The sequence below is a fragment of the Candidatus Hakubella thermalkaliphila genome, assembly GCF_013281975.1.
Taxonomy (GTDB): Bacteria; Actinomycetota; Humimicrobiia; order Hakubellales; family Hakubellaceae; genus Hakubella; species Hakubella thermalkaliphila.
In genome coordinates, this window is sequence record NZ_BLRZ01000199.1 from 1 (window position 1) to 2150 (window position 2150).

Sequence of the window (2150 nt, forward strand, 5' to 3'; positions counted from 1 at the left end):
TGTTCTCGAAAGGGGCATCATAGCCACCGGAAGCCTAAGGCCACTGCGCCAGCGCTCTACTCGACCGAAATTACCATCGTGGTAGAGGCTGACCTGCTTCATTTTCAGGGAAAGCAGCATTGCGCCAATCGATAAGGGCGAGAAGGGCGCAACTCTACCGGGGTCTGAGACCGGGGCATGGTATCAAAGGGATCGTCTGGGAACCCGGGAGACCCGGAGTGTTCTTCGAGGAGGAGTAGCTGCCCACATCCGGCTCTTCAGCTGCACTCACTTCAAAGGTGACAGGGTATATAGGTTTCGGTATATCTTGGGCTTGGGGAGAGGATAACACTCCAGATATTGCCGGAAGCCGGCCCTGGTGTAACTCTTTCTCTGGCTACGTCGGTTGATCCATTTGAACACCAGATTCAAGGTCCGGAAATAGAACCTCCTGATGCTCTCATAGTTACCACTCACTCCATAGTAGCGGTAATGCCCAACCAGCTTGGCCACCAGAATTTTCCACCAGTCCCTTAGCCTGAAGAAGTTGCGTACTGATTTCAGCCACCCATTCATGGCCTTCATCTTGGCCCGGAACCTCCTGCGGCTAGTCCTCCGACCCACCTTGAACTTGCCTCTCCTCGTCCTGTCACAGAAGTGGGTAAAACCCAGAAAATCGAATGTGTCAGGCTTCTTTCCCCGCTCCCTTGCCTGGGCTTGCGCATACCTTCCAAACTCAATTATTCGGGTCTTCTCTTCAGACAGGCTCAGCCCAAATTTGGATAACCTCCCCTTTAGTTCCTCCACTACCCTTTGCGCATCTGCCTGGTACTGAAGGCAGATGATAGCATCATCGGCGTAGTGGATCTCCTTAGCATATCCCTTGAGCTGTTTCTTTAGCTTCCTGTTAAACCAGAGGTCAAGTACATAGTGAAGGTAAATGTTGGAGAGTATGGGACTGAGCACGCCTCCTTGGGGGGTGCCTTTATCCGTCTCCATATATTTACCTTCCTCCATGACTCCGGCTTTCAGAAACCTCACTATCAGCCTGAGGAAACTGGGGTCGGAGATTCTCTGCTTCAGGCATTTGATCAGCCACTTGTGATCCACGTTGTCAAAGAAGGCTTTGATGTCCGCATCCACAATGTAGTTTACCGGTTCAGCCATGATGGCCTTATCCAGTGCATCAAGCGCATCATGGGGCTCCGGTTCGGCCTGAAGCCATAGGATACTTCCAGGAAGTCTCCCTCGAAGATGGCCGAAAGAATCTTGGTTATCCCCATCTGGACCATCTTATCCTCCAGGGCTGGTATCCCCAGCGACCTTTGGGACTTATTGTCCTTCGGGATATGGACCCGCCTTAGGGGTTGAGGTCGATACTTCTTGGCCTTCATCCGCTCTACGAGTCGCCCCACATTTTCCTCCAGCTTCTCCGCGTATTGCTCCCATGTTACCCCATCAATACCAGGAGCCTTGTTCTTCTTCAGCTCCTTAAAGCATTGCCCAAGAAAGTTCTCATTCAGCAGGTAGGCCAGGGAGGTAAACCTGCATCCTGGGTCTTCACGGGCCCTTCTCGTTATGAGCTCCAGTTTCGTTGACACCCACTTTCCATTTCTATGCATGGCAGATGTTTCCCCGTCGCTCTACGTGCAACTGCCAACTCCTTCGAGTGGGTTAATACCCTCACCAGGCATTACCCTGGCTACACCTCTACTATGGGTTGGTCCGACTCCCGAAGTGTCATGGCTGCTTCCTCCCTTCTGCAGGTTGTAGGCAGCTACTCCTCCTCGAAGAACACTCCGGGTCTCCCGGGTTCCCAGACGATCCCTTTGATACCATGCCCCGGTCTCAGACCCCGGTAGAGTTGCGCCCTTCTCGCCCTTATCGATTGGCGCAATGCTGCTTTCCCTGAAAATGAAGCAGGTCAGCCTCTACCACGATGGTAATTTCGGTCGAGTAGAGCGCTGGCGCAGTGGCCTTAGGCTTCCGGTGGCTATGATGCCCCTTTCGAGAACATCGCCTCAGTCCGGCTTGCCATAACCCTGTTTCCAGCACCCCCTCTAAAGAGGCTGTCTAAAAACTCCAATTTCAAAAACTCATCTCCCACTTCGCCCCCAAAAAGGAGCTAATTTCGCATAAAACTTCCCACATTGACCTCAAAATCAGATCTC

Annotated in this window: 2 protein-coding genes; both read right to left on the bottom strand. The window is 52.5% G+C overall.

The features are described from left to right. Positions 1-267: 267 nt before the first annotated feature. Positions 268-1146, bottom strand: a complete 879-nt coding sequence (locus HW443_RS10830; RefSeq protein WP_308751104.1) for a reverse transcriptase domain-containing protein — start codon at positions 1144-1146, stop codon at positions 268-270. Next, positions 1131-1601 (bottom strand): reverse transcriptase family protein, encoded by a 471-nt coding sequence (locus HW443_RS13640; RefSeq protein ID WP_308751105.1) that lies wholly within the window; start codon positions 1599-1601, stop codon positions 1131-1133. The genes HW443_RS10830 and HW443_RS13640 overlap by 16 nt, the downstream gene beginning before the upstream one ends. Positions 1602-2150: the final 549 nt, after the last annotated feature.